The 24,828-nt window shown below is 62.0% G+C and carries 29 protein-coding genes; 11 read left to right on the forward strand and 18 right to left on the reverse strand.

Annotation, left to right across the window (positions count from 1 at the left end; genetic code table 11):
* Positions 1 to 163: 163 nt before the first annotated feature.
* The 5 genes from GXY01S_RS07405 to GXY01S_RS07425 form a co-directional block, all read right to left on the reverse strand.
* Complete coding sequence (locus tag GXY01S_RS07405) at positions 164 to 2,584, reverse strand: TonB-dependent receptor (protein ID WP_061273650.1); 2,421 nt, start codon at positions 2,582 to 2,584, stop codon at positions 164 to 166.
* Between the two features lie 257 nt (positions 2,585 to 2,841).
* Positions 2,842 to 4,893, reverse strand: a complete 2,052-nt coding sequence (locus GXY01S_RS07410) for a M1 family metallopeptidase (protein ID WP_255210387.1) — start codon at positions 4,891 to 4,893, stop codon at positions 2,842 to 2,844.
* Between the two features lie 111 nt (positions 4,894 to 5,004).
* Positions 5,005 to 7,113: a penicillin acylase family protein gene (locus GXY01S_RS07415; RefSeq protein WP_082770771.1), complete on the reverse strand. Its 2,109-nt coding sequence runs from the start codon at positions 7,111 to 7,113 to the stop codon at positions 5,005 to 5,007.
* A 207-nt stretch (positions 7,114 to 7,320) separates the two neighbouring features.
* Positions 7,321 to 7,833, reverse strand: coding sequence for a nucleoside deaminase (locus tag GXY01S_RS07420; protein ID WP_174520927.1), 513 nt, complete (start codon positions 7,831 to 7,833; stop codon positions 7,321 to 7,323).
* A gap of 63 nt (positions 7,834 to 7,896) precedes the next feature.
* A complete protein-coding gene (locus tag GXY01S_RS07425) occupies positions 7,897 to 8,148 on the reverse strand; it encodes a hypothetical protein (protein ID WP_061273654.1) in 252 nt (83 codons plus the stop codon).
* A 118-nt stretch (positions 8,149 to 8,266) separates the two neighbouring features.
* On the opposite strand from GXY01S_RS07425, the gene GXY01S_RS07430 reads away from it, so the two are divergent.
* Together GXY01S_RS07430 and GXY01S_RS07435 are read left to right on the forward strand one after the other, a co-directional pair.
* On the forward strand, positions 8,267 to 8,593 hold the full coding sequence (locus GXY01S_RS07430; protein WP_061273656.1) for a helix-turn-helix domain-containing protein: 327 nt from the start codon (positions 8,267 to 8,269) through the stop codon (positions 8,591 to 8,593).
* An 85-nt stretch (positions 8,594 to 8,678) separates the two neighbouring features.
* Positions 8,679 to 8,990 (forward strand): hypothetical protein, encoded by a 312-nt coding sequence (locus tag GXY01S_RS07435; RefSeq protein WP_061273659.1) that lies wholly within the window; start codon positions 8,679 to 8,681, stop codon positions 8,988 to 8,990.
* 115 nt (positions 8,991 to 9,105) lie between these two features.
* Here GXY01S_RS07435 and GXY01S_RS07440 read toward each other — a convergent pair whose 3' ends face one another.
* The 3 genes from GXY01S_RS07440 to GXY01S_RS07450 all read right to left on the reverse strand — a co-directional run bounded on the left by GXY01S_RS07440 (position 9,106) and on the right by GXY01S_RS07450 (position 10,747).
* Complete coding sequence (locus GXY01S_RS07440; protein ID WP_061273662.1) at positions 9,106 to 9,816, reverse strand: M15 family metallopeptidase; 711 nt, start codon at positions 9,814 to 9,816, stop codon at positions 9,106 to 9,108.
* Positions 9,817 to 9,849: 33 nt separating this feature from the next.
* Positions 9,850 to 10,083, reverse strand: coding sequence for a DUF2171 domain-containing protein (locus tag GXY01S_RS07445; RefSeq protein WP_061273716.1), 234 nt, complete (start codon positions 10,081 to 10,083; stop codon positions 9,850 to 9,852).
* A 217-nt stretch (positions 10,084 to 10,300) separates the two neighbouring features.
* Positions 10,301 to 10,747, reverse strand: a complete 447-nt coding sequence (locus GXY01S_RS07450) for a hypothetical protein (RefSeq protein WP_061273664.1) — start codon at positions 10,745 to 10,747, stop codon at positions 10,301 to 10,303.
* A 227-nt stretch (positions 10,748 to 10,974) separates the two neighbouring features.
* On the opposite strand from GXY01S_RS07450, the gene GXY01S_RS07455 reads away from it, so the two are divergent.
* The gene (locus GXY01S_RS07455; protein WP_061273667.1) at positions 10,975 to 13,515 is read left to right on the forward strand and encodes an excinuclease ABC subunit UvrA; all 2,541 of its coding nucleotides are present in this window, start codon (positions 10,975 to 10,977) and stop codon (positions 13,513 to 13,515) included.
* 98 nt (positions 13,516 to 13,613) lie between these two features.
* Here the strand turns inward: GXY01S_RS07455 and GXY01S_RS07460 are convergent, their stop codons facing one another.
* Positions 13,614 to 15,023, reverse strand: coding sequence for a GntT/GntP/DsdX family permease (locus tag GXY01S_RS07460; RefSeq protein ID WP_061273669.1), 1,410 nt, complete (start codon positions 15,021 to 15,023; stop codon positions 13,614 to 13,616).
* A gap of 65 nt (positions 15,024 to 15,088) precedes the next feature.
* Here GXY01S_RS07460 and GXY01S_RS17020 point away from each other — a divergent pair, with 65 nt between their 5' ends.
* Positions 15,089 to 15,337 carry a hypothetical protein gene (locus GXY01S_RS17020; RefSeq protein WP_082770773.1) on the forward strand — a complete coding sequence of 83 codons (249 nt, stop codon included), beginning with the start codon at positions 15,089 to 15,091 and terminating at the stop codon, positions 15,335 to 15,337.
* Between the two features lie 30 nt (positions 15,338 to 15,367).
* Here the strand turns inward: GXY01S_RS17020 and GXY01S_RS07465 are convergent, their stop codons facing one another.
* On the reverse strand, positions 15,368 to 16,126 hold the full coding sequence (locus tag GXY01S_RS07465; RefSeq protein WP_169797732.1) for a hypothetical protein: 759 nt from the start codon (positions 16,124 to 16,126) through the stop codon (positions 15,368 to 15,370).
* A 64-nt stretch (positions 16,127 to 16,190) separates the two neighbouring features.
* Between GXY01S_RS07465 and GXY01S_RS07470 the strand changes: the two genes are divergently transcribed.
* A complete protein-coding gene (locus GXY01S_RS07470) occupies positions 16,191 to 16,370 on the forward strand; it encodes a hypothetical protein (RefSeq protein ID WP_061273672.1) in 180 nt (59 codons plus the stop codon).
* A gap of 74 nt (positions 16,371 to 16,444) precedes the next feature.
* On the opposite strand, the gene GXY01S_RS07475 is transcribed toward GXY01S_RS07470, so the two are convergent.
* Positions 16,445 to 16,975, reverse strand: a complete 531-nt coding sequence (locus GXY01S_RS07475; RefSeq protein ID WP_110570382.1) for a hypothetical protein — start codon at positions 16,973 to 16,975, stop codon at positions 16,445 to 16,447.
* A 207-nt stretch (positions 16,976 to 17,182) separates the two neighbouring features.
* On the reverse strand, positions 17,183 to 17,737 hold the full coding sequence (locus GXY01S_RS07480; protein ID WP_255210388.1) for a hypothetical protein: 555 nt from the start codon (positions 17,735 to 17,737) through the stop codon (positions 17,183 to 17,185).
* A 316-nt stretch (positions 17,738 to 18,053) separates the two neighbouring features.
* Here GXY01S_RS07480 and GXY01S_RS07485 point away from each other — a divergent pair, with 316 nt between their 5' ends.
* Positions 18,054 to 18,971 carry a hypothetical protein gene (locus GXY01S_RS07485; RefSeq protein WP_061273674.1) on the forward strand — a complete coding sequence of 306 codons (918 nt, stop codon included), beginning with the start codon at positions 18,054 to 18,056 and terminating at the stop codon, positions 18,969 to 18,971.
* A 146-nt stretch (positions 18,972 to 19,117) separates the two neighbouring features.
* On the opposite strand, the gene GXY01S_RS07490 is transcribed toward GXY01S_RS07485, so the two are convergent.
* Both GXY01S_RS07490 and GXY01S_RS07495 read right to left on the reverse strand, forming a co-directional pair.
* Positions 19,118 to 19,486, reverse strand: a complete 369-nt coding sequence (locus tag GXY01S_RS07490; RefSeq protein ID WP_061273676.1) for a hypothetical protein — start codon at positions 19,484 to 19,486, stop codon at positions 19,118 to 19,120.
* 94 nt (positions 19,487 to 19,580) lie between these two features.
* Positions 19,581 to 20,018 (reverse strand): surface-adhesin E family protein, encoded by a 438-nt coding sequence (locus GXY01S_RS07495; RefSeq protein WP_242501166.1) that lies wholly within the window; start codon positions 20,016 to 20,018, stop codon positions 19,581 to 19,583.
* Between the two features lie 169 nt (positions 20,019 to 20,187).
* On the opposite strand from GXY01S_RS07495, the gene GXY01S_RS07500 reads away from it, so the two are divergent.
* Positions 20,188 to 21,375 (forward strand): aldose epimerase family protein, encoded by a 1,188-nt coding sequence (locus GXY01S_RS07500; RefSeq protein ID WP_061273680.1) that lies wholly within the window; start codon positions 20,188 to 20,190, stop codon positions 21,373 to 21,375.
* Between the two features lie 81 nt (positions 21,376 to 21,456).
* Entirely contained in the window at positions 21,457 to 21,630 is a 174-nt protein-coding gene (locus tag GXY01S_RS18520) for a hypothetical protein (RefSeq protein WP_165165653.1), read from the forward strand.
* Between the two features lie 22 nt (positions 21,631 to 21,652).
* Here GXY01S_RS18520 and GXY01S_RS07505 read toward each other — a convergent pair whose 3' ends face one another.
* Entirely contained in the window at positions 21,653 to 21,844 is a 192-nt protein-coding gene (locus GXY01S_RS07505; protein WP_061273682.1) for a hypothetical protein, read from the reverse strand.
* Between the two features lie 371 nt (positions 21,845 to 22,215).
* Positions 22,216 to 22,392 (reverse strand): hypothetical protein, encoded by a 177-nt coding sequence (locus tag GXY01S_RS18525; protein ID WP_165165655.1) that lies wholly within the window; start codon positions 22,390 to 22,392, stop codon positions 22,216 to 22,218.
* A gap of 178 nt (positions 22,393 to 22,570) precedes the next feature.
* On the opposite strand from GXY01S_RS18525, the gene GXY01S_RS18530 reads away from it, so the two are divergent.
* A complete protein-coding gene (locus GXY01S_RS18530; RefSeq protein WP_165165657.1) occupies positions 22,571 to 22,732 on the forward strand; it encodes a hypothetical protein in 162 nt (53 codons plus the stop codon).
* Between the two features lie 100 nt (positions 22,733 to 22,832).
* Here GXY01S_RS18530 and GXY01S_RS07510 read toward each other — a convergent pair whose 3' ends face one another.
* Positions 22,833 to 23,303 (reverse strand): phosphate-starvation-inducible PsiE family protein, encoded by a 471-nt coding sequence (locus tag GXY01S_RS07510; protein ID WP_061273684.1) that lies wholly within the window; start codon positions 23,301 to 23,303, stop codon positions 22,833 to 22,835.
* A 258-nt stretch (positions 23,304 to 23,561) separates the two neighbouring features.
* Here GXY01S_RS07510 and GXY01S_RS18535 point away from each other — a divergent pair, with 258 nt between their 5' ends.
* Both GXY01S_RS18535 and GXY01S_RS18540 read left to right on the forward strand, forming a co-directional pair.
* Complete coding sequence (locus GXY01S_RS18535) at positions 23,562 to 23,738, forward strand: hypothetical protein (RefSeq protein ID WP_165165659.1); 177 nt, start codon at positions 23,562 to 23,564, stop codon at positions 23,736 to 23,738.
* Between the two features lie 267 nt (positions 23,739 to 24,005).
* On the forward strand, positions 24,006 to 24,413 hold the full coding sequence (locus GXY01S_RS18540; RefSeq protein ID WP_165165661.1) for a hypothetical protein: 408 nt from the start codon (positions 24,006 to 24,008) through the stop codon (positions 24,411 to 24,413).
* 82 nt (positions 24,414 to 24,495) lie between these two features.
* Here the strand turns inward: GXY01S_RS18540 and GXY01S_RS07520 are convergent, their stop codons facing one another.
* Positions 24,496 to 24,828: a DMT family transporter gene (locus GXY01S_RS07520; RefSeq protein WP_061273688.1), complete on the reverse strand. Its 333-nt coding sequence runs from the start codon at positions 24,826 to 24,828 to the stop codon at positions 24,496 to 24,498.

Below are 24,828 nucleotides of genomic sequence, written 5' to 3' on the forward strand. Positions count from 1 at the left end.
TGAAAAATTAGCCTGGAAAATATTCAGCAATCATCAGAAAGCCTTTGGTGAAGCTTTTTGAAAAAAGCTTCGAAGAACACCGCCTTCTTGCAAAAGGACTTTACGTATTGCTGCCAAGGCCCCGGTGCCGTGATGCCACCGGGGCCTTGGCAAGCAGGCTGGGCTAGAAGCTTGCGCCAACCGTCAGGAAGAACATGCGCGGCGCCATGGGGTAGGCCGTATACTGCCCGCTTGCCTGCGAGGTACTGAGCGTGGACCAGGCACGGGTATTGGTCAGGTTTGTGATGTTGCCCTGCACCTTGAGCCCCTGCACATGCGGAATGCCCTTGATGGTATAACCGGCATTGATGCTGAACAGCGCATAGGACCCGACCGAAAGGTCGTTGGTATAGGTCGTGTAACGCCGGCCAATGACATCACCGATGAACTGGCCATAGAAACGGCCCCAGTTGGTGGAGGCCACGAATTTTTCGGTCCAGTCAGGCAGGCCGACAACATTCTTGCCTGCCGTATGCACCTGTGTGGTACCTGAGAAATAATCATCATTATAAACGGACTTGTTATAAGACAGCGCATTATAGAAGGAGAAATGCGGTCCGAACTGTGCCGTGAACGAGAAATCCATACCATCGGTCGAGACAGAACCGACATTGGTCAGGATGGTGGATGAACCGATAATATAGGAAACATTGCTGTTGTACGCCGATGAAGCTACGGCAAGCAGGCGGTTGGAGAAATGGACATGATAGTATTCAAGCTGCCCGCTGATATGGGTCAGCGGGCCGAGCTTGACGTTGCGGTTGGTACGCAGGCCGGTTTCATAGGTCCATGAGGTTTCGGGCTTGCCGTTTTTCTTGAAGTTCTCGAATGCCTCCTGGCTGGTCATGCCCCAGGGGCTGGCATTGCCGTAGCCCGTATCCTGGAACGAACGCATGTTCTCCTGAATATTGGCAAACCACTGCTCATGCGGCGTGAAATTCCACAAGGCGCCAAAGGAAGGCAGGAACGGCCTGACCGTGGCAATCCGGCCACCGGGAATGGTTTCAGCCGTTTTGGGTGAGAGCGACCCCGGCAGGGCGGCAACCGGCAGGGTGCCGTTTGTATAGACCAGCTCGGACTTGAAGCCCGCATTCAGCATGAAGTTCTTGGTAATCTGCCAGCTATCCTGCAGGTGCGTGGTCCAGGTATTGGTATAGAAATAGTTTGTGTACTGGTGGATCAGCGGGTTCTGCTGGCGGTCATAGGGGGTTGTGGGGTTGTTGATGTCAAAGGCATACCAGCGCCGGGCCTGGGTGTTGTTGTTGCGCTCGTACCAGCCGCCAAGTTCAATATGGTGGTGGCCAACCTCATAGCGCAGGGTGGACATCAGGCCACCGCGATTATCCCAGTATTCGGTCGTGCGCGTTGCCATGCCCGAGCCGCCAAACACGTTGGACAGGTCGCCAGAAGATGCATTGGGGTAATAGGCCCCGAAAAGGGTCGGCAGGCCGGCAGCACTGATCGGGCCGGCCACCACGCCCTCGCCCATGTCATGATGGTAGTAGATCTGGTTGGTCCAGTGCAGGTGCGCGCTGAAATCATGCGTCCATTTTGTATAGGCCAGGAAATCTTCACGCTGGGCATCGGAGTAATAATTACGGTAATTATTACCTGCGATATTGGCCGCATTCTTGTAATAGTTCACGGCTTCGTTCAGGTTGGGGTACAGGAACGGGCGCACGTACATGCTCCCGCCTGATGGCTCGACAATCCCGTCTTCATTGGGTTCCACCTTGTCGGACCAGTCAAAGAAAGTCGTGATCTTGTCGTGCGACCCGTCATGCACGAACTTGGCGTTGACCTGATTGCCACCCTGATGGCCCGCAAAGTCCCATGCCCGCGCATCCTGCCGCGCCCATGAAACATAGGCCGAGTTGTTATGGCCAAAATCGCCCGTATCAACCCGGGCAAAGGTGCGGAAGGTGGACCAACTGCCGAAGGTCTGGGAAAGCTGGCCACCGGCCTTGTGCAGCGGGTCCTGTGTCGTGAATTCCAGCGAGCCGCCAAGGTTGCTGGTCGAGGCCGTGCCAAGCGCGCCCGCACCCGTTGCAACGGTAGCGGAGCCGATGTTCTCGCTTATGGCCGCGCGCTGGGGCGAGAGGCCGTTGTAATTGCCATAGGACTGGTCGCCCAAAGGCACGCCATCAAGCGTAAAGCCGAGCTGGTTCTGGTTGAAGCCGTGGATGTAAAGCGATGAATTCTGTTCGTTATTGCCCCACGGGTCAGCATTTTCAAACACGACGCCCGGCAGGATCTCGAGTGCCTTGACCGGGTTGATGCCGGGCAGGATGCGCTGCAACTGGGTGCGGTTGACGGTCTGCTCGGAGCGTGTGCGGCGGGCCGTTGCCATGATCTGCTCGGCATTGGTGGATGAGAACCGCGCATCATCCTTATGGACCCCGGCCGCCTTTTTATATGGCGCCCGCTCAGGATTCTTCTCCCCGGAGGCAGGCTGGACCGTCTGTGCATGCGCCGTGGAAAGCGCAAGGGCAGAACAGAACAGGCCAAAGGCAACATGACCATTACGTAGTAACTTGATCGACACCTGAAGGTCTCCGCGATGAGAAGGCGGTCCACCGTCTATCAGCGCGGTTACTCTTTTTAATGTGAAGGTTTCATGACGGTGCGACAATGCCACACCGTTGAAACAACATTGGTTTACTTGTGTGAAGTTTTTATGACAGTGCCCGGATCGCTCTGACTATACTGCCGCGCCCGTTGTTTTGTTTCTTACAAGTCATTCTATATATTACCCCGATAGCCCCTTGTTTTCTACCACCTGCCCCGGTTCGTGGCTGTCTGTCACGGCATTATGTTGCGCCGCGCCACGACCATGCCCATGCCGGCTGCCACTGGTGCTACGGACGTGCTTTCATTGTTGCTGCGGTCGATATCGGGAATGGCGTGGTCGGGGTCGAGACTGGCGGAGCGGACCAGCCTGCCGCCGGGCAGGGTCACGACAGCCTCGTTGCCTTTCGTCCATATCTCGGTCGGCAGGATGCGCCGGGTGGTCGTGCCATCGGCCCAGGTTACCTGCAACGTGACCGGCAGCGGCAGGGTGCCCTTGTTCCGCACCGTCACCCGCACGCCTTTTTCCGGGTCGTTCCCGACATATTCCAGCCCCGCCAGCGCGTAATCAGGTGCGGCATTGGTAAAATACCAGCCGCGCCAGAACCATGACAGATCCTCGCCCGCGTCACTTTCCATCAGGCGGAAGAAGTCGGACGGCGTCGGATGGCGATAGGCCCAGGCGGCGATGTAGTGGCGAAACGCCGGGTCAAAGCGCGCAGGACCAAGGATCTGGCTGCGCAGCAGTTCAAGCCCGTAAGCCGCCTTGAAATAGGGGAGGGCATGCCGGTCGCCCCTGCCGGGAATATAGGAGGGCGCCATGAGGGGCCGGTAGACCGGGTCCCTGAGCACCTTGACGATGTCATCAGCGGGCCTGCCGGTATCGGGCGCGTATTCGCCATCATGCTTGGGCGCGAACTCGCCATTGTTGAAATGCAGCGAGGCCAGTGAATCGATAAACGTGTTGAAGCCTTCATCCATGAAGCCGTTGCGGCGCTCGTTGGAGCCAACAATCATGGGGAACCACGTGTGGCCGAGTTCGTGGGTGGTGATCCAGAACAGCTTGGCATCGCGGTCGTGCATGCCATCAAACACGATGCCCGGATATTCCATGCCCGCGCCGTGCCCGCCCACATTGATCGCGGTGGGCCACGGGTAGGGATACCAGTCGTGTGAGAAATAGGCGATCGTGTGCCTGACATATTCGGTCGAGCGGTCCCATGCCTGCGGCCCCACCCCTTCCACGGGGTAGACCGACATGCCAAGCCGGGCCTCGGGCTTCATGCCCGGCGCGGGGGCCATGGGCGGCAGGTCCAGCTTCGCCGCATCCCACAGCAGGGCGGGCGAGGCGACGAAGGCCACGTCGCGCGTGTTGTCCATATGGAAGCGCCATGTGCGGCTGCCTGCGGGTGGCGCGTGGGCTGCCGCCTCCACATCCGCCAGATCGCGGATCATGACGCGCGTGTCGCTGCGCCGGGCCTGGGCCAGGCGCAGCTGCTGCGCAGGCGAGAGCACCTGTGCCGGGTTGACCAGCGCGCCGGAACCCACGACCAGAAAACTGGCGGGAACCGTGACCGCATAATCGAAACTGCCATAATCGAGATAAAACTCATCGCCCACATAGGGCAGCGTGTCCCACCCGCGCACATCATCAAACACCGCCATGCGGGGATAGAACTGCGCGATTTCATAAATATCGCCGTTTTTCGAGGGGCTGACCGCCGTGCGCCCGCCCCATGCGCCCGGCATGGTGTAATGCCACCGCACCCGGAACACCTGCATCCTGCCCGGCGCCAGCGGGTGTGGCAGGGTGATCTGCATGCGGGTATCGGAGATCAGCGGGGTGACCTCCTGCGTGGCGGTGCCCTCCATCAGGGTCACTGACCCGATCTGCATCCCATCCGTATGCGGCGCGCCAGCGGGGCCGGACATGGCGGCACGCCTGCTGTCGGCGCGATACATGTTCTGGTCAAGCTGCACCCACAGCACCGGCAGGCTGCTCGGGCTGTTATTGTGGTAGGTGACCGTTTCCTCGCCCGTGAGTTCATGGGTAGCGGGGTCGAGGGTGACGGCAATGCGGTAATCGGCCTGGTTTTTCCATGCCATCGGCCCCGGCGTGCCATCACCCGAGCGATAGGCGCTGACCGGGGTTGGCATCGCGACCGGACTGAAAATCTGGTTGGGGTCAGGCACCACACCCTGCGCCCGAACTGGCCGGGCCGACAGGCTGACAAGCACGCCACAAGCCATGAGGTAACAAAGCCGCATCGTGTAAGGGGCTGACATTATGGGGCATCTCCTTGGCACCCCAGAACGGGGAGCAGCATGCATTGCGGCGTTATGCGAAGCTTTTTGAAAAAAGCTTCGCCAAAAACTTCTTTCATGACCGGCAGCCCCTCAGTCAGGCAACGGATCAACCGATTCTACATGCTGCTCAACCACATCGCGGCGCAGCCACAGGTCACGCAGGGTCTTGCTGCTCAGATAGGAGAGCTGGTCAGAATGGTGAGGCGAGCCGGGCTGGCTGGAATTGCCGTAGCTCAACAGTCCCTTCGCCTGCATGGGCGTGGAAAAACTGACAAGTGACACCCATGTCTCGCCATGCAGCGGGGTGCGCTCGCCATTTTTCATGGCCCCCCACGTAATGGTGCGAAAAATGCCGGTATTGCCAAAGCCGCCATTGCCCGGCAGGTCGACATCATTGATGTGAAAGCGTGATACATCGCCAAACGGTCGGTCGATTGCACCGTACAGCTTTCTGGTCTCGGCTGCCGCCTGCGCCAGCAGGTTGACTGCGTGGGCAGGATCACCGAGCCCCGAGGGCGTGCCGATCGGGTCATCAAGCGACCATTGCCGGGCAAATCCATCCGAGCCTGCGAATTTGGGGCCCATGAACAGCCGCGCCCATGTCTCGAACAGCAGGGTGCCCCGGCTGGTGGCGTCATCGGCGCCATCCCAGTTTTGCAATACCTTCACGGCCGCCTTTACATCGGTGCGGCGGTCCTTGCGCGCGGCGGCGAGGAGTTCGGGCAGGATCCGCTCGGCCAGCAGCGAATGGGTGTTGAGCTTGCGGGCTATGATATCGTCAAACGACATTTTCACATCGCCCGCCAGCATGCGGGTCGACATCTGGGCGCGCAGCGTCATCGGGCCGGTCTGCGCCACATAGGCGGGATAGGCCTTGGGGTCGAGCAGGCGCGGATAGGTGGCAAGCCATGGCGGATCATTGGCATTCTGCACAAAGCCCGATGGCGGGTCGATCACCTTGGGCAGGCTGTCATAGGACACGACGCCCCTGGGTATGTTATCCGAGCGGTCACCGGGCACAGTATTGTTCCAGTAATCGAAATCGCCACTATCATGTTTGGGCAAGATCCCATTGTCGAGATACATGACGTGCCCGTCATGATCGGCATAGACAATGTTGAACATGGGCACCTGCAGCGTTTTGAGCGCTGCCTGGAACTCGTTAAAATTATGGGATCGCGCCATATCCCAATACTGCCGGAGCATGCCGGGGCGATCGAGGCCCGCCACATACAGCGCAATGGGCGTGCCATCCGCCTCGTTAAAGACCGGCCCCTGTCTTGCATAACGCTGCACGAAGCTGTGGGTGGCCAGCGTGCCGTCCGGCTGCTTTACCTTGTAGGACAGGGTGCGGGTGGTGAATTTCCGCTTCCGGCCATCCAGCCTGTAGCCATCGCCATCAGGAGTGAGCCTGTAGCGCACGGCGCCCAGAATGGTGTTGACGGTATTGGTAAAGGCGACATCGGGCGTAAAGGCAAAGCGCAGCACCGGCAGGCCCACATGGGTTGCGCCGTAAATGCTGAAGCCGGGGCCATTAAGCTGCGCTTCGTAATAGGTATAGAACGGCGTGCTCCACGGCAGGTGCGGGTTGGCCAGCAGCACGGCATGCCCGTCGGTCGTGCGCGAGGGCGCAATGGCCCAGGCATTCGACCCGCCCGCCCTGCGCTCGGGCGCATCGCCGAGCATTTTGCGCTCCTCGGCAATATAGACATAATTCATCAGCCGCAGGCCGTGGGCCACGACATCAACGCCACTGACCGGCAGGACGGCACGCATGTCATCGGCAATATCCGCCGGGTGGCGGGCCGCATAATCGTTTATGCCGCGTGCGAACGCATCGAGATCCCTGCGAAAGCCCGGCGTCTGGCGGGCATAGAAGGTTCTGGCGCGTTCATACACGCCATTGCCCCGCACCCAGCGATCCGACTCTTCTTCCGCCGCACCCCAGTATTCGGCGGCCCGCCCGCGTGCGGTGCCATAAAGCTTCAGCACGATATTGCCGTGACTATGCGCCTGCGCCCAGCCAAAGCCGTAGAAGGCACCGGCCTCGGTCGTGGCATAGATATGGGGCACGCCAAACGTATCCCACAGGATTTCATCCTGACTGGCCCCCGTGGCCCTGGCCACGTGGCTGCCCCCCGCCATGGCCAGACCCGCACCAAGGCAGAGCCCCAACCGCCACTTCCGTGCCAATCCCATATGCCTCTCCCTTAACCGCCGTGGCATTACGCTTGATTTTGTCCGTCATTATAGATTGAACCCGAAACGATTTGCCAGAAGCGCGCGTGGAAGAGGGGCAAGGTCCGGCTGACGGCATGCAGAACAATAAACGTTTTTGGGTGCCGCCTTTTTGAAAACAGGCGGCGTTCTTCTGAAGCTTTTTGAAAAAAGCTTCGCCTGAAAATTTTATGGCCGGGCAGCCTTGTTTTCGTTCCAGAAAGCCTGCTGCAAGGCGGCGGCCTCGGCTTCAAGCAGTGGCCCGATCACCGCCACCGGGCGCTGGCCTGCGGCAAACACCGCGCGGCAGGGCAGGTCGAGGGTCGGGTTCTCGGGGTGATTGCCTGTCATTTCCTTCAGGCTGTGTTCGCTCTGGCCAAAAACCACACGGCCAATGCCGCTCCAGTACACCGCACCCGCACACATCGCACACGGCTCGGCTGATGTGTACATGGTGTGCGACGCCAGCACGGCGGGCGGGAAGCGCTTCGAGGCCCGCGTGGCCAGCAGGCGTTCGGCATGGGCGGTCATGTCCCCGCCTTCGGCGGTATAGCCATTGCCCTGCTCCAGCACGACCTGACCCTGCGCATCGACGAGAATGCAGCCAAAAGGATGGTCGCCCCCCTGCCGCGCCCGCTCGGCCACCGCAAAGGCGCGACGCAGGAAATGCACGTGATCGAGATCGGGCAGCAGGTCGGTCATGAAACATCCCTCATCATGCACAATGGGCCTTGTCCGGGCGGCCCCGTTCACCCCCCGACCGGCCTATTCCGGCAGGGGGTGCGCCATGTGCTGGCGCAGCGTCTGCATCTCATCATCAAGGTAGCCCACGATGTCGGTGCTGTCATAGGCGCCATCAAACCGGGTGGCGGCGAGTTCGGCCCGCATGGCGGCAATCCGCTCGAACTGACGGGCAAGCTGGGTGGTGTAGCGGGCGACCCATGCGGGCTCGTCTGGTGCGAATCGGGCATCGATATCAGCCTGCGTGCACCCGGCGGGCAGGTAGGAACTTTGCATCTGTTTTCGCTCCATGTGTGCCAATAAAATACACAATGGATTGGAAGGCAGCGATGTGGGCACAAATGTTCTCATAAAGTTCTTGCTGTATGTGTGATTTTTCAGCACATACTCGTGTATGAAAAATATGCACAACATCACCTCCGCAGCATCCTCCCCTGCCCCGCCACGCCGCACGCGCCCGCCGCGCGTTGACTGGGCCAGCCTTGCCCCGCGCGTGGCCACCCTGCGGGCACAGGGCTGCTCCACGCGCGAGACCGCGCGCAGGCTGGACATGAACATCAAGACACTCGAAGCCCATCTGCGCCGCCACCGCATCCGCCATGCCATACCGATGGACCGCCCCGACCAGGTGCGCCGCACCTGCCTGAACTGTGACACCGCCTTTGTGGCCGATGGCCGCTTTTTGCGGCTGTGCCCGGAATGCCGGACCATGTTCAGCTAACATCGCTCACATTCCCGTGATGCAGGAACCGGAACGGGGATTGCCCACTTAAGGCTGCATATGACATCGCAACAGGATATCGGGCATGGATAGCGCCTTACGCAACCGCACGCACACCCCCTCCGGCACGGAGCCAGCCCGCCTCCAGTTCCGCATTGCCCTGCACCATTGCGCGCGTGCACCTGCCGCACCACGGCGGCGCCTGCGCTCCGTCGCCGCCCTTGGCCTGGCCCTGATGGTGGCAGCCACGGGGTTGAGCGGATGCAAGCGCCACCACGAAACAACGGGCGAGAAAATCGATCATTTTGGCGACAAGATGCAGGACACCTTTGACCCGCCCAAAGGCCCCGGTGAAAAGGCAGGCCGCACGATCGACCGCACCCTGCATGATGACTGATATTTTTTAGAACAATAAAAATGCCGCCTTTCATTTCAAAAGGCGGCATTTTTATTGTCATACAGGCAAAAGTTTTTGGTAAAGCTTTTTGAAAAAAGGCGGCACCCAGAAACTTTTACGCCTTTTCAACCTGCGCCACCGCATCAAACGAAAGATCAAGCACCGGGTAATCCGCCCAGTCCGCGAAGTCGAAATGCCACCATTCCTCCGCCAGCGGCACAAAGCCGCTGGCCTGCATGATGCGCGCAAGCAGGTCGCGCCGCAGCCGTGCCTGAGCATCACCCCCCGCATAGTCAACATGGGCGCGCGGCGTCATTTCATCAAAACCCGATGGCATGGGCACAACACGGCGCGTTGCCAGCTCCCACAGGGTCAGGTCAACCGCGCAGCCCCGGTTATGGCGTGAGCCAGTAGCCGGATCACCCACGAACTCATGCAAGGACTCCGGCACGGCAGCCCGGAACAGCGCCGTGACATGCCAGGGCCGATACGCATCATATACCAGCAGGCCATAGCCATGCTGCCCAGCCAGCCTACGCGCGTGCGACAGGGCGAGCGCGGCCGGGCGCTGCAGGAACGCCCGCGCCGCCGGATAAACCGGAAAGCCCAGAAAATTCCGGCTGCAGGCATACCGGATATCAAGCGCTATCGCCGGATCAACCCGTGTTATGTCAACAAGGTCCGCAGCCCTGGGCGCTGGCGCAAAGGCGGGCATGACCGCCTGCCCGGCCAGAGCCTGCAATGCACCAGGCGCAAGGCGCGCGGGCACGCGAAACAGGTCATCGGCCTCCAGCACAGGGCCGGGCGGGCAACCGGGTGCGTGCATTACCGCACCCCGGTCAGGGGCAGCGCAGGCCCTTCAGTTCGTGGGGGGTGTGTAGGCCTGTACATCTTCCACCGTATGGCTGAGCAGGATCTTGTTATTATCGGCAGACTGCACCCATGCTGCGGGAATGGTAAAGGCGCTCTCGGCCGGGCCATCAACAGTAACCTGAATCGTGCCATCCGTATTGACTGCCGTGAGCGTGCCCATGCGGCCCGTGCCTGCCGCAATCACGTCCTGACCCAGCATGGCCTGCGTTACATCCGTCATGAATTCCCTTTCCTTGCCGGGCATGCGGGCTGGCACCTGCGTGCCGCCCCATGCCCTGTTTCTCACATGGCAAGCCCTGTCGGCCGCCTTCTGTGCGCCGGAGTTCTTTATAGTCCAACCGCTCCGGACTTTCCCCCCATGCCGCGTATGCCCGGCACAGGTCGCTGCGGGCGCACCTGCACGTTCAACGCCCGGCATGGGCTGAAGTTGTCCTGGCCTAGTTCACGCCAAACTGGCTGCGCTGGGCCATGACCTGATTAAGCTGCTCGTTGTAATGGTGATAGGTGCCCTTTGGCACGCAGCCCATTTCCTCAAGGTCTTCGAGCTTGATGCTGTCATTGAGCCAGGAATTGACCTCATTGAACTGGATCTTCGCCGGAACCGGGCGCCCGCTGAAAATGACCGGGTCATCCTGGCCCTGCACATAGCCGAATTTCTTATACACCCCATCGGCGGGCGGGTTGTGTTCCGCCATCTCGCCACACACGACGGCTGCGCCATCCATGGCATGCACCGTGGCATTGCGGAAGGTCGCGGCATGCGGGTCGGGCAGGGTGGCGGCCACATGGCGCTCGGCTTCGGTAATGACGGCGGAACCATTCGCCGCATGGGCCACCCCGGAACACAGGCAGAGCGACACGCCCAGTATAATAACTCGTTTCATGCTTCCACCGCCTGATTACTCATATTGTCATAGCTTGCTTTTATTGTGATGCGCTGCCCGCCTGCATCGGTCAAGCCGGAGGCGACATACATCTACCACCAGCAATTCTTTCATGAGCGATAATATACAAGCGCGCGAGAGAGGGCGCACAGACCCGGCCAGTCGGGTTATAACAGGGCACCCTGCCGGCCCCGTGGCCGCCCATTGCATCAAAGGCCCGTTTTGCCATGTCACAGCGCCCCGTTCCTGCTCCCGCAGATGATCCGTCCACCCGGCCCGACTTCGTGCATGTGCGCGGCGCGCGCGAGCACAACCTCAAGGATGTCAGCGTGGACATTCCGCGTGACCGGCTGGTCGTGTTCACCGGGGTGTCGGGCTCGGGCAAATCCTCGCTGGCCTTCGGCACGCTGTATGCGGAGGCGCAGCGGCGCTACCTTGAATCAGTCTCGCCCTACGCCCGCAGGCTGTTCCGGCAGATGCCGGTGCCCGATGTCACGTCCATCGAGGGGCTGCCGCCTGCCATTGCGCTCCAGCAGCAGCGCGGCACGGGCACCGGGCGCTCCACCGTGGGCAGCATCACCACGCTGTCGAACCTGCTGCGCATGCTCTATTCCCGCGCGGGGCATTACCCCGCGGGCATGAAGCTGCTGGAGGCGGAATCATTCTCCACCAACACGCCAGAAGGAGCCTGTCCGCAATGCCACGGCCAGGGCCGCATCATGGACACGACCACCGACCTGCTGGTGCCTGATGACAGCCTCTCCATCCGCGAGCGCGCGGTGGCGGCCTGGCCTACGGCATGGCAGGGGCAGAACCTGCGCGATATCCTGATCACCAAGGGCGTGGACGTGGACTGCCCCTGGCGCGACCTGCCGGAAGAAACCCGCAACTGGATCCTCTACACCGAGGAAACGCCCACCTACCCCGTCTATCCCGGCCTTGACCACGCAGCCGTGCAGCGCGCGCTGCGCGACAAGGTGCCCCCCGCCTATAACGGCACCTTTGCCGGCGCGCGGCGCTACGTGCTGCATACCTTCGCCACATCGCAGAGTGCGAACATGCGCAGGCGGGCCGAGCGCTTCCTCACCGCAACCCCGTGCCCCACCTGCCATGGTGCGCGGCTCAACCCCGATGCGCTGCGTGTCACCATCGCGGGGCTGAACATTGCCCAGCTCACGCGCCAGCCGCTGGCCACCATCGCCCGCACGCTGGCCCCGCTGGCTGACGGCACGCAGGCACCCGAGCACGCCCCGCAGGCGGGCGACGCCACCGCCATTGCCGCGCGCCGCATGGCCACCGACCTGCTCGGCCGCATTGCGGTGCTGGAGCATCTGGGCCTTGGCTATTTGCAGGCCGACCGCTCGGTCACCACCCTTTCGCCGGGCGAATATCAACGCCTGCGACTGGGCACGCAGATCCGCTCCAGCCTGTTTGGCGTGGTGTATGTGCTTGATGAACCTTCAAGCGGGCTGCACCCCGCCGACGCCCACAACCTGCTCGATGCGCTGGAAGGGCTGAAGCGGGCGGGCAACTCGCTGTTCATTGTCGAGCATAACCTCTACCTCATCCGCCGGGCGGACTGGATTGTCGATGTCGGCCCCGATGCGGGCACGCGCGGGGGCGAAGTGCTGTATAGCGGCCTGCCCGATGGCCTGCGGGGGGTCAAAAGCTCCCGCACCGCGCCCTACCTGTTTGGCAGTGACGCCCCGATTGCGGGCGTGCCGCGCCCGGCCAAAGGGTGGCTGAAGCTTGCGGGTATCACATGGAACAACCTGCGCGCACTGCATGTGGAGATTCCACTGGGCACGTTCGTAACCGTGACCGGGCTGTCAGGCTCGGGCAAGTCCAGCCTTGTCAGCCAGGCGCTGCCCGCCATCATGGCACACGCGCTGGGGCAGAAACTGCCCGATACGGCAGATGCCGATACCATCGAGGACATGCCCGAAGGCACGCCGCAGGGCCATGTGGCGTCGGGTGCCAGACAGATCAGCCGGCTGGTCATGATCGACCAGAAACCCATCGGCCGCACCCCGCGCTCCAACCTTGCCACCTATACCGGCCTGTTCGACATGATCCGCCAGATCTATGCCGCAACCGACCTGGCCAGGTCGCGCGGTTATGACGCGGGTCGTTTTTCGTTCAACCTGCCCAAAGGCCGTTGCCCCACCTGCGAGGGCGCAGGCTCGGTGATGGTGGAACTGCTGTTCCTGCCCAGCGTGTATTCCCCCTGCCCCACCTGCCACGGCACGCGCTACCGGCCCGAGGTGCTGGAAGTGACCATAGGCGGCAAGTCCATTGCCGATGTGCTGGCCATGACGGTGGATGAAGCCGCCGCCTTCTTTGCGCACAACCCAGCCCTGTCCACCACGCTCGCCACATTGCAGCAGGGCGGGCTTGGCTACCTGCGGCTGGGGCAGCCCGCCACCGAGCTTTCCGGCGGCGAGGCGCAGCGCATCAAGCTTGCCACCGAACTGCGCAAGCAGCGCCGGGGCCATACGCTCTATATTCTCGATGAACCCACCACCGGCCTGCACCCTGCCGATGTGGACCGGCTGCAGACGCACCTGCAATCGCTGGTGGATGGCGGCCACACCGTGGTGGTGGCCGAGCACGACATGCGGGTGGCGGCCCGAAGCGACTGGATTATCGACATGGGGCCGGGCGCGGGCGACGGGGGCGGCACGATCGTGGCCGCTGGCACGCCGCATGACGTGGCCCGCGCAAAGGGCAGCGCCACCGCGCCTTTCCTGCTGCCGCTGACCGGCTGATTTGCAGAGTAAAGGTTTTTGGTGAAGCCTTTTTTTTAAAAGCTTTGAAAAGAACACCGCCTTTTTGAAAAAAGGCGGCACCCAAAAACTTTTATCTTTTACCCTGCCGAGGTGGGTAATACGCCCCACAGCGCCGCAACACCTGCAAAGACCAGCAGCGATGCCACCAGCGTCATGAGGCTCCAGCTCCGCAGTCCCTCGCGCACGCTCACGCCGCACAGGCGCGTCACGATCCAGAACCCCGCGTCATTGACATGCGACAGCCCCATGCCCCCCGCCCCCATGGCCAGCGCCATGAGCGCCAGATGGGTCTGGTCAAGGTGCAGGCGGCCGATCATGGGGCCAAGAATGCCCGCCGTGGTCATCAGCGCCACCGTAGTCGGTCCCTGGGCTACGCGCAGGATCATGGTCAGCACGAAGGCCAGCACCAGCAGCGGCAGGCCGGTCGCGGCCAGCAGGCCGCCCAGCGCATCGCCCACGCCGCTACCCACCAGCACCTGCGCGAACGCGCCCCCCGCCCCGGTAATGAGAATGATGATGGCCGTGCCCGGCAGGGCGGCAGCCACGACATCAGACACGGTGGCCAGCGCCATGCCGCGCCGCAGCCCCAGCAGCCACGCGCACAGCAGCACGTCCAGCCCCAGCGCCACGAAGGGAATCCCGGTAAAGACCAGCACCGTGCGCAACCGCCCTGAGCCCATCAGCTCGCCCGCCAGCGTGCCCGCCACCATCAGCACCACCGGCACGATGATGACGCCCAGGATCTCGCCCACGCCCACCGGCCTGCGCGCGGTAGCCTGCATGAAGGCTCCTGCCGCGTCATTATCCGCCCCCTGCCCCTGTGCAGGCGTGCGGGCGTCCTCCACCACGGCGCGGATATCGGGCGCGCAGCCCAGCGGTTGCGCCATGATGGGCCGGGTCAGCACATAGGTCAGCACCGTGGCCACGGCTGCCAGCGGCAGGCCGAGCAGCAGCATGTGCCCTGCCCCCACGCCAAGGGCTGCCGCAACCGCCACCGCACCGGGGTGGGGCGGCAGCAGGGCATGGACGGTAAGCATGGTCACGGCCATGGGAATGCCGAACACGGCGGGCACGCGGCCCGTCTGCCGCGCCATGCCATAGACCAGCGGCATGAGCATGATCACGCCCACCTCGAAAAACACCGGAATGCCCACGCCAAAGGCGGCAATGACCAGCGCAAGCGGCACATGGGCGGGGCCCACGCGGCGGATCAGCGCATTCGCCACGGCTGCCGCCCCGCCCGAGAGGTCAACCATGCGCCCGATCATGGCCCCGAGGGCCACGATAATGGCGATATGGCCCATGATGCGGCCCATGCTGCCCTGAATGGCGTCAGCCAGCTTTGCAACAGGCATGCCGGTGAGCAGGGCCACGGCCACGGCCACGACCAGCAGGGCTATGAAGGGATGCAGCCGGAGTTTGAGGATAAGCAGGAGCAGGACGGCAATGGAACCGATGCCGGTCAGGATCAGCGTGAGCGAAGTCATGGAGCGGTCCCGTGCATGAGAGCGGCCAGTCTTGTCCAGCCAGACGCGCCTTGTAAAGGGCAGCCATGCGGGAAAGCAACAACCTTGCACGCTCCCCCCGAAAGCCTGCCCGCCAGAGCAGGCACGCGGGCAAGCCCAAGGCGGCCCTGCAGCGTTTGAGAGACTGCTTGACAAGTCAGCCCGGAAAACATCCAGAAATCATAAGGACGCTTTTGGTGAAGCTTTTTTCAAAAAGCTTCAAGGAACGCCGCCTTTTTGAAAAAAGGCAGCACCCAAAAACTTTTATCAATCAGTCGTTTTTAAATAGTGCCTGAGAACCGACGACGCGCGAACAGCAGAGGCTTTTACTTCAGCGTGTGCATGACCCCTGTTTCATAGAACCCGACCGTCCTGATCTTGTCAGTGCCTTGGGCATTGCAGATCAGTTCCTTTGTTTCCCCCGCAAACCTGCAGGTGCCCGTCGCATTTTCAGCATAAGACTGGCCATTGGTGATGACCTGGATTCCGTTGATGTTCTGGCCAATAGTTGTACCATTGCTCGCAGCATCTGAAAAGAAACCAAAAAATATGACTTGCGTATTATTGTTTCCGAATATTTCCGCGCTGATGAACAGCCTTCTGTTTACGTTGTATAAAGAAACATTACAGGTATCTGACCGCTCAGGCCCGTTTTTGTATTCTATGCGGACATTACATTTTTCATGCGTGGCAATGGAAAACAGGTTTTTGGTATCCGGGTTGGCCATGGCCGCCCTGATCTCGGGCACAGCCTGCTGTTCACTCGGCGTGTACGCGTAAGCACCGGACACAACCGACAGGCAGGCTGCCGCAATGATCCACTGATGAAAACGGGGGCTTATACCCCATGCCTGACAGGCGCAGTCCTGTTGATCCGGCTCCCATGACCGCTCAGCCAGACCCCTTGACGGAATCCATACGCTTCCCCCACCGGCTGAAGGCACAGGCCCCTGCGGCACGACCGCCCTGCAGGTAAAACATGCATGCGTGAAAACAGCCTGAAACCGGGGTTTTTTCCCCTTCCCACCTGAATGCCGCGCCCGCGGCCGTTTTTCATGCTTGACAGCGTGCCGCCATGTCTCCATTACGCGCCACCGGTCACGCACCGCAGTCGCTTTTTTGGGCCTTAGCGCCCCGGGACGTCACGCCATGACAACCATGCTCAATCCATCACTATCGCCCATGCGCAGCCCGGCCACGCGCCGCGCCATGACGCATGTGACAACCTTCATCCGCGAGGCCTGGATCGTGCCGATGGTGGTCATGGGCAGCGTGCTGTGCGGGGGGGTGTTCACCCTGCTCTCGCATCTGCTGGGCCACGCGGGATAAAAAAACGCCGCCCGTTTTTCAACAGGACGGCGTCTTTCAAAAATGTTTTCAGCTTCTGGCCAGAAACGGGCGGCTCAGCGGGCGGCCTGCCGCATGGCGGAGTGGGTGGGTGCCTTCTTCCGGGGGGCCGGTTCCGCCAGCCAGTGAATGCGGGCCTGACGCAACTCGAAATTGCGCTGGCCCTGCACGCCCATATCACCAAACGGGTCATAGACCACGCCGGTCACATCGGCACGGCACTGCTCATGCTGGCCGGTATCCCCACAGATCTGCTGCGCCTTGCGAAAGGAGGCTTCCTCCATCGTGGGGCCATCGAGCGGGATGGCGCCATTCCAGTCCACCTTGCCCGGCAGGTCGGCAATGCGGAAGGCCGCGCAATCCGCCCCGCCCGAATTGGCGGAGGTAATGGTGCACCCCTCGATGCGCACGGGCTTGCCCACATACTGCGCGGCCTGCGCCTGAAAGGAGGCGACATCAAGCGTGGGTGGCGGCGCGGGCGGGGTAGCATGCCCCCTGGGGTCGCGGGCCATGGCGGGTGTGGCGGCCATGCCCGTGGCCATGAGAGCCAGCCCGGCCAGCGCACCAAGATGAAAACGTCGCCTCACGTCGTGTCTTCCTTCCGTCAAGAAATCAGCCTGCGGCTTGCATTCGGCAAGGCCGTTTTTGCCATACACACGCGGCTTGTCACCACAACGCAACGTGCGGGCAGCCATGCATGCGCGGCTGGACGGCGGCTGGACGGTCGGTCAGACGATCAGAACGGCGAGGATTTTTGCCCCGCACCCTGGCCAAGATCGGCAAAATGCTGGGTTTCAGCACAGCCACGAAAGCGGTCGAGCACGGGAATGCTGCCAGCAAGATTGACGCTGAGCGGCGGCTGCCCCCCCAAAACGCACCACCGCAAGGTGCTGGTGGGCCATGGCGTCGAGCAGGCTGGTCAGGTCGGCTGCGGGCACGTTGGCGACCAGCGTCGTGGCATCATTGGCCTGCATGTGAAAGACATGCGTATAGGCGCCGACCGTGACCGTCATGTCGCCTTTCTGGCCATTGGCCAGGGTCCAGTGATCATCCGCGCTGCGCACCTGTAGCGAGTCGGCATCGGCGCGGAACATCAGGATCTCGCTCTCCGACCCGGCGATGCACAGGTCGGTATGCACCCCGGCATCAGGCGTGTGATGGATGGCGACCCAGCCGCCGCCATGTTCATCAACGAGCATCTGCGACGGGCTGGGACCGCTGTTTTCATCCTGCGGCTGCATGGCCACCGGCATGGCATGTGCCGTGTTGTCATAGGACTGCGCCAGCGCCCCGCCCGGCAGGGCAAGACAGGTGAGGCAACCCAGAAGAACCTTAAATTTCGTGCTCACTTTGCGACAATCCCATTGCAACAAGGACCGACGAATCGGAATGGTGAACGATTTCAGCATCACCCTGGCGTGATGTTGACATATATTGTCATAATTGTGGATAAGGTAAAGGGCTTGCCTGCCCTGCGACAAAGCATGTCGCTCCACCCAGTCGATGCCTGCCACGCAGGCGCGCATAATAATACTAAAGAAGATTTTCATTTTCGCATGCCCACACGGCCGCCGTGCGCGCACGGCATTGGCCTGCGGGCGCGGGACCGTTATCATGCAGTTCCCTCACACTGTTTTTTCATGGATCTGGAAGGAAAAAGCCGGGATGCGCCTGTTACCTGCTGCCATCCTGGCAATCGGAACCCTTTGCGCCACAACACAGGCGCGCGCCGCCGATCCGGACTGGATCTTTGCCAATAGCGGCCCCGGCGGGCAGCCCATGATCATATCGCACCAGGGCACGCTTGATGTGATGTTCTACCGCGCGGCCAGCGGCACGCTGGGCATTGCCTTTCACCAGCGCCATGGCAGGTACCGCAACCCCAAGGGCGTGGAAACCGCCATGGCGATGATCGGCAAGTTCACCATAGCCCTCCAGACCTTTCTGACCGGCCAGAAATGGGACACGGCGGGCGGCGACCTCAAGCCCGACACCGTGCCCGACATGGTCAACGCGCTGAAAAACGCTGGCACCGGCGCGCTCATTCCCTTCGAGCATGATCCCATTTCGTTTTCGCTCAAGGGCGCCATGCCCGCCCTTGAGGATCTGGCCCATTACGCGATGGCCCATGGCGAGAGCCTGCCGCCCCCGCTGCAACCGGCAGCAGCAGCCCCCCCGACCCAGCCGGGGCTGGACATAGAAAAACTGGCCCACCACCCCTATGACACCCAGCACGGACGCAAGGTGGCGCTGCCGCAATACGACATTGCCGCCAACTGCGACCGCGCCCATGTGGAAATGCTCGATACGGATGGCGAATGCGTCAGCGCCGAACAGAAAAGCCAGGCCGCGCTCGGCACGCACTGGACCGGCTATGACAGCGACCTGCGCGGGGCATGCCTGTCCCTGGTGAATGATCCGGGCCGGCTGGAAAAATATCAGGCCCTGCTCATGTGCCTCTCGCGCTATCAGGATGACCGGCGGCAGTGGCAGCTCGTATCAGGCTCAAGCGGTAGCGATGACATCCTGCCCGCCAAGAACACGACCGCGACAGGCCAGGCGCCCCCTGCTCAGAAACAGTAAACGTTTCTGGCAAAGCTTTTTTCAGAAAGCTTCGCCAGAAACGCCGCCTTTATGAAAAAAGGCGGCACCCGGAAACTTTCATGATCTGAAAGCTGCTGCTGCGGGCAGCGGCATGCAACCCTGCGGGCGGCACAACCGTTGGTCTGTCAGTTCGCCGCATTGTCGCGCCGCAGCGCCTGTATGAAAAAGATCACGCCGCTCAGCAGCAGGCCAAACAGAATGACCAGCGGCTGCACGTAAAGCACCACCAGCACCGCGAAAAGCACAAGAAGGGAGCCGTATTTCAGCTTGCGGTCCTCATTCGAGAACAGGTCGATAAACCCGTCTGAAATCAGGCGCAGGGCAGATTCGCCGCCTGCAGGGGTCACATTCAGCCCCTGCTGCTCCAGCCGCTGCATGAAGGCGCGGGCCTGCGCGCGCGCGGCGGGGGTGAGAGCGGGGGTTGCCCCATCCCCTTCCAGGGCAGTCGCCACGGCATCAATCACATGACTGTCCACAGTCGCCTGATCGCTCATTTTTATCTGTTCCCTCAGCCATGTGGTGCGTAAGCCCGTGGCTCGTCCACTCGTTTATCCACATTATTTACCGTTTTATCCACAGGGCGGAAACTCATTCTCCCTCGCCATGCGCGCCCTTGGCGCAGGCAATGCGGCGTCCGTCGCGCAAGGAGGGGTCAACCGTCATTTCGCCACGCGGCACCGGGCCATCGGCAATGCGGTGGCCGGTGCCCATGTGCCCCGACCAGGTGGAATAGGCCATTGTGCGATAGGTATCGCCCGCGCAGTTATAGACGACGGAAAACCGCACCGAGGCAAAAGGCAACCCGTGGCGGATCATGTCCTCGTCAAAATCCTGGATGAAGGTGGCCGACGAATGGGTGCCACGCGCCTGCACCGAAGCAAGGTCGATATATTCGTTCACCTTGTTCTGGTACGGCGGCAGTTTACGCAGGTTCGCCGCCACGTGCGGGGCGGGGGAAGCAGGTTCCTGCGCCAGTGCCGCCCGCGCGCCGCCCGCCAGGCCACCGCAGGCGAGTCCTCCGGCCATCACTGCCAACACTACCCTGTATCCCATTGTCTCCCTTTCATTGCATGTGCGATGCCCATGCATGCCAGACCCTACATCACGAGACTGTTTTGCAGGATCATGCCAGGAGCGGCAAGACAAACCACCCGCAAACACGTCGCATATCGCTTCGCGCTGACAGGAAGCCGCCATGCAGGCCCTTTTTTCACGCATGAACGCCGCCCTGCTGGTGGCGGCCCTGCTCATGCCCGGCCCCGCCGGGGCGCAGCCCCTGCCCGCGCCCACCGTGGCCCGCGCGCCATTTGGCGCCGCGCCCGACGGGCAGCGGGTGGAACGGTTCACCCTGACCAATGCCCACGGCATGCGCGTGCAGGTGCTGAGCTATGGGGCCATCATTTCCGCCATCGAGACGCCGGACCGCACCGGCCATGTCGATGACGTGGTGCTCGGCTTCCCCACACTGGCGGGCTACACGGTGGACAGCGCGCAGGGCGGCCTGTTTTTTGGGGCGACGGTAGGCCGCGTGGCCAACCGCATTACCCACGGCACCTTCGTGCTTGAGGGCCAGCGCTACCATATTCCCCCCACCAAGGGCACGACCGCGCTGCATGGCGGCCGCAGGGGGTTTGACAAACAGGTCTGGACCGTTGAGGGTACTGGCCATACGGCAGACACTGCCAGCGTGACCCTGAAGCTCGTCAGCCCCGACGGGCAGGAAGGCTTTCCCGGCACGCTGACCACGCATGTCACGTTCGCGCTCAACACGCGCAATGAGCTTTCGCTGCACTACCGCGCCACGACAGATCGGCCCACGGTGGTCAACCTGACCAACCACAGCTACTTCAACCTGAGCGGGGAAGGCAGCGGCACGGTGGAAAACCACGTGCTCCAGCTCAATGCCGATGCCTATACGCCCACCGATGCCAATGCGCTGCCGCTCGGCACCGTCGCCCCGGTGGCGGGTACGGCGCTTGATTTCCGCACGCCACAGCGCATTGGTGCGCGCCTGCGCGACAGCATGCCCCAGATGCTTTATGCCCACGGCTATGACCAGAACTGGGTCATCAACCGCGCCCAGCCCGCAACACCGGTGCCTGCGGCCCGGTTGCGCGACCCGGCATCGGGCCGGGTGCTGGAAGTGCTGACCACCCAGCCCGGCATGCAGGTCTATACGGCCAATTCCCTTGATGGCGCCTATGCCGGGCCTTCAGGCCGCACATACCGGCAGGGCGATGGCATAGCGCTCGAAACCCAGCATTATCCCGACAGTCCCAACCACCCGGACTTCCCCTCGATCGAACTCCGCCCCGGCCAGACATATGATGAAATGACCATCTACCGCCTTGGCGTGGAACCTGTTTCAGCCCCCGTACCTTAAAGATATGGGGAAAAGCTTTGATTCCGGCAGCAATGTCCTTACATACCTCGCCATATCGTGATCGAAGGACGCAAACCCTCAATGAAAAAAATTACCGTTCTGCTGCTTCTTGCAGGGCTGGCAGCCTGCCAGTCCGGCCATCCGCCCACCGATCCCGACCAGAGCGGCGGCGTGGGCGGCATGACCGGCTCGCCCGGCCAGGACTCGCTCAGCGACGGACCGGGCGGCTCAGGCGGCCCCGGCATGGGCGGTTAGGCCCCGCAGCCCCGGCGGGCGCTCAGTCGCGCCCGCCACTTATGTTGATGATTCCCAGCCCCAGCAGGCCAAGCCCTGCAAGCCCTTCGGCCACCATCCATGAGATGGGGCCAATGCCATCAGCCGTCATGCCGCGCACCAGCACGCCCACGCTGCCCATCATCAGCAGCAGGGACACGATGGTCCCCCATTTCACAATCTTGCCGCGGTTCATCAAATCTCTTCGCTGTCTGTCTGGTTCCCGGCGGGGCCGGCGTGCGTACTTCTATCACCATGTAACCACAACCGTCCAAACCCGGCATGCGCGGCGGCAATGCGCCAGCCGGGCAACGGCGCATGACTCATGCAGATGTGATACCCGCCCCGGCCACTTTCATGCTTGCATTTCGTTACAGGGATAACCGGCTGGCCCCTTGGCCCGGCCCCCTGTGCAAAAGCATTCAAGGAGCACGGCCATGCAGATACTGACAGCCCCCGCGCCCGCCGCCGAATGGTCTGGCCGCATGATGCATCTGATGCGAAGCTGCATGGCCTATCCATACGCCTTTCTGCGCCTGTGGGATGGAGACTGACCCCGCGCTCCCTTTATTCGTGGCGCAGGTCGCCCGTCGAGAACCAGGCATCATTACCGGTCCTGTCGTTACGCACGCGCACCTGCCCATTTTCTATCATTTCCACGATAGCCCCCTTGAAGCCACGCTGCCCGGGGCTGACCACAGCATCATCCTTCACCACCACGATATCGCCGTCCTTGAAATCCATCAGCCCTTACTCCTTTCCCTCATGCGCGTTGAAATTCCTTCGCGCATCATGCCAGCACGCCCGCGCGCTGCAAGCCACTGATGCCCCACGGCATACCACATCCGCGCAAAGAACAGGTTGTGCCATCCCCAACGCATTCCGACATGAACAGGAGCCACATTTTTTATGGAGCCAGTTCATGTCCGCAGACCATCATATGCCGTCCACCACCGACCTTGAGCGTGAACTCGAGCAGGTGCGCCGCGACCACGCCATCGCGCTCAAGGACCGCCCCGAACATGCCCATGCGCTCGCCGCGCGCATGAAAAAGCTTGAAGACGACCTCGCCCGCGCAAAATAAAACCTGAAAAGACAAAAGTTTCTGGTGAAGAGTTTTTGAAAAAGCTTTGAAAGAACGCCGCCTTTTTGAAAAAAGGCGGCGCCCGGGAACTTTTATTCCTTTATTCTTCAGGCGTGGTGGGGGTCGTGGCGCCGGGCGTGGGCGCGCGCACCAGCCAGTAGACAATGCCCAGTGACAGCACGGCGGCCGACAGGGCCAGCAGTTCCATCACATCGACTTCCTTGAGGTCGATGACGATGAACTTGCGCACCGTGGCCAGCATGCCGATCAGCAGCACCGAGCGCATGCGGATCATGCTGTGCGGCTGCGCATCGGGCAGCACCAGGATGGAATGCTTGAACTCAAGGGCAATCAGCACGGTAAAGAACATGCCGAAAATGCCCTGCAGCACCTCCGGACTTGTCGGGTTCAGCCCCGAGGTCAGCACCATGCGCCCCACCGCCACCACCACATGCACAAGCGACGTGCCCGCGATCACCACGATCAGCAGGGTCAGGATAAGCATCACCCCTTCCTCGAACAGGTCGAACAGGCGGGCCATCTGAAAAAAACCGGGCAGGCGCTTCATCATATGCGGGGCGGTATCCTTGCTGGGGGCTTGCGGCCATCATGCCGCGCCACGAAAGGCAACCCTTGTAACAAGCTTACCCCACCCTGTGCAAAACCGGCGGCAGGCCCCCTGTATTGCGCTGTTCCATGTCAAGATTGCGCCGCGGCATCCTGCCATGCAGGCACGGGTCTGGATGACGGCCCTGCGCCACCCCAATTATGGTGGAACGGACACCGCGTGTGTGTCCCTGATGCACAACATGACGAACAGGATGCCATCATGAGCAAAGCCGTAGCGACCGGACCCGACGCACAGGGCAAATTCGCGCTTGAAATCAACATCGGTGGCCTGACCGGCGCCATTGCCGGGTTCAGCTCCAAGATGGAAGCGGAAGACTACGCGACCTCGCTGCTGCGCCGCGTCAAGGAACTCGCCAAGGCCGATGGCCTGAAATAAGCAGGCCGGCCGGGATGGGGAAGGTAATGCCTTCTCCCCCGGCCTTTCCCTTTCCCCCGGCGGGAAAGACGTGAAGCAGACCGCGTTTTTCGCAGCATTCTGAAAAAAGCTTCACCAAAGACCTCTTTGCGTGAAAAAACAGGACCATGGTTTCCCCACGCCCTTGCATGTGCGTGAAAAGACCGGAACAGTCGCCTTAGTGCACTCATACGCGCCCCGCAGGCTCAGACCCTGCCTTCGCAATGACAATCAAGGACGATCTGCCCCATGAAAAAACTGACCCGATCCCTCTGCGTGCTGGCCGTGGCCAGCGGCCTGAGCGCCTGTGTGGACGGTCCGCCCGGCGGCTATTATGGCGGGTATGGCGACTACGGTTATGGTGGCGGCGGCTATTACAGTGGCTATGGCGATTATTATGGTGGCGCACCGGAATATATCGGGCGCGGCGGCGGCCCCCGTGGCGGTGGCTTCCGGGGCGGCTCTGGCGGCCCGCGCCGGGGTGGCGGCGGTGGCCCGCCGATGGGCGGAGGCGGACCGCGCGGCGATCATGGCGGTGGCTTCGGTGGGGGCGGCCACGGGCCTGGGGGCGGCGGACCGGGAGGTGGCGGCCATGGCCCAGGCGGTCCGGGTGGCGGCGGCCATGGCCCCGGCGGGGGTGGTGACCATCACCGCTGAACGTGACATGGGCTGGCTCCGCGCGGAGCCAGCCTTTTTTAATGGGTGGCATCCAGCTTGAAAAAAGCTTTGCCAGACCTTTTTATCCGTGCTGCCCCGCCCCGGAAAGCAGGTTCATGACCAGCACGCCGCACACGATCAGGGCCATGCCCGCAATGGCGGCCAGGTCGAGTTTCTGCCCCAGCACCACGCGGCAGACCAGTGTAATGAGCACCGTGCCAATGCCCGACCAGATGGCATAGGCCACGCCGGTGGGAATGACCCGCAACGCCAGAGACAGCGCATAAAACGCCACCCCATACCCCACCACCGTCACGCATGATGGACCCAGCCGCGTAAAACCGCTGGACAGGGTCAGGCAGAACGTGGCGGTCACCTCCGCCACGATGGCGATGATCAGATAACAATACGCCAC

Source organism: Komagataeibacter xylinus NBRC 15237 (genome assembly GCF_001571345.1).
Lineage (GTDB): Bacteria > Pseudomonadota > Alphaproteobacteria > Acetobacterales > Acetobacteraceae > Komagataeibacter > Komagataeibacter xylinus.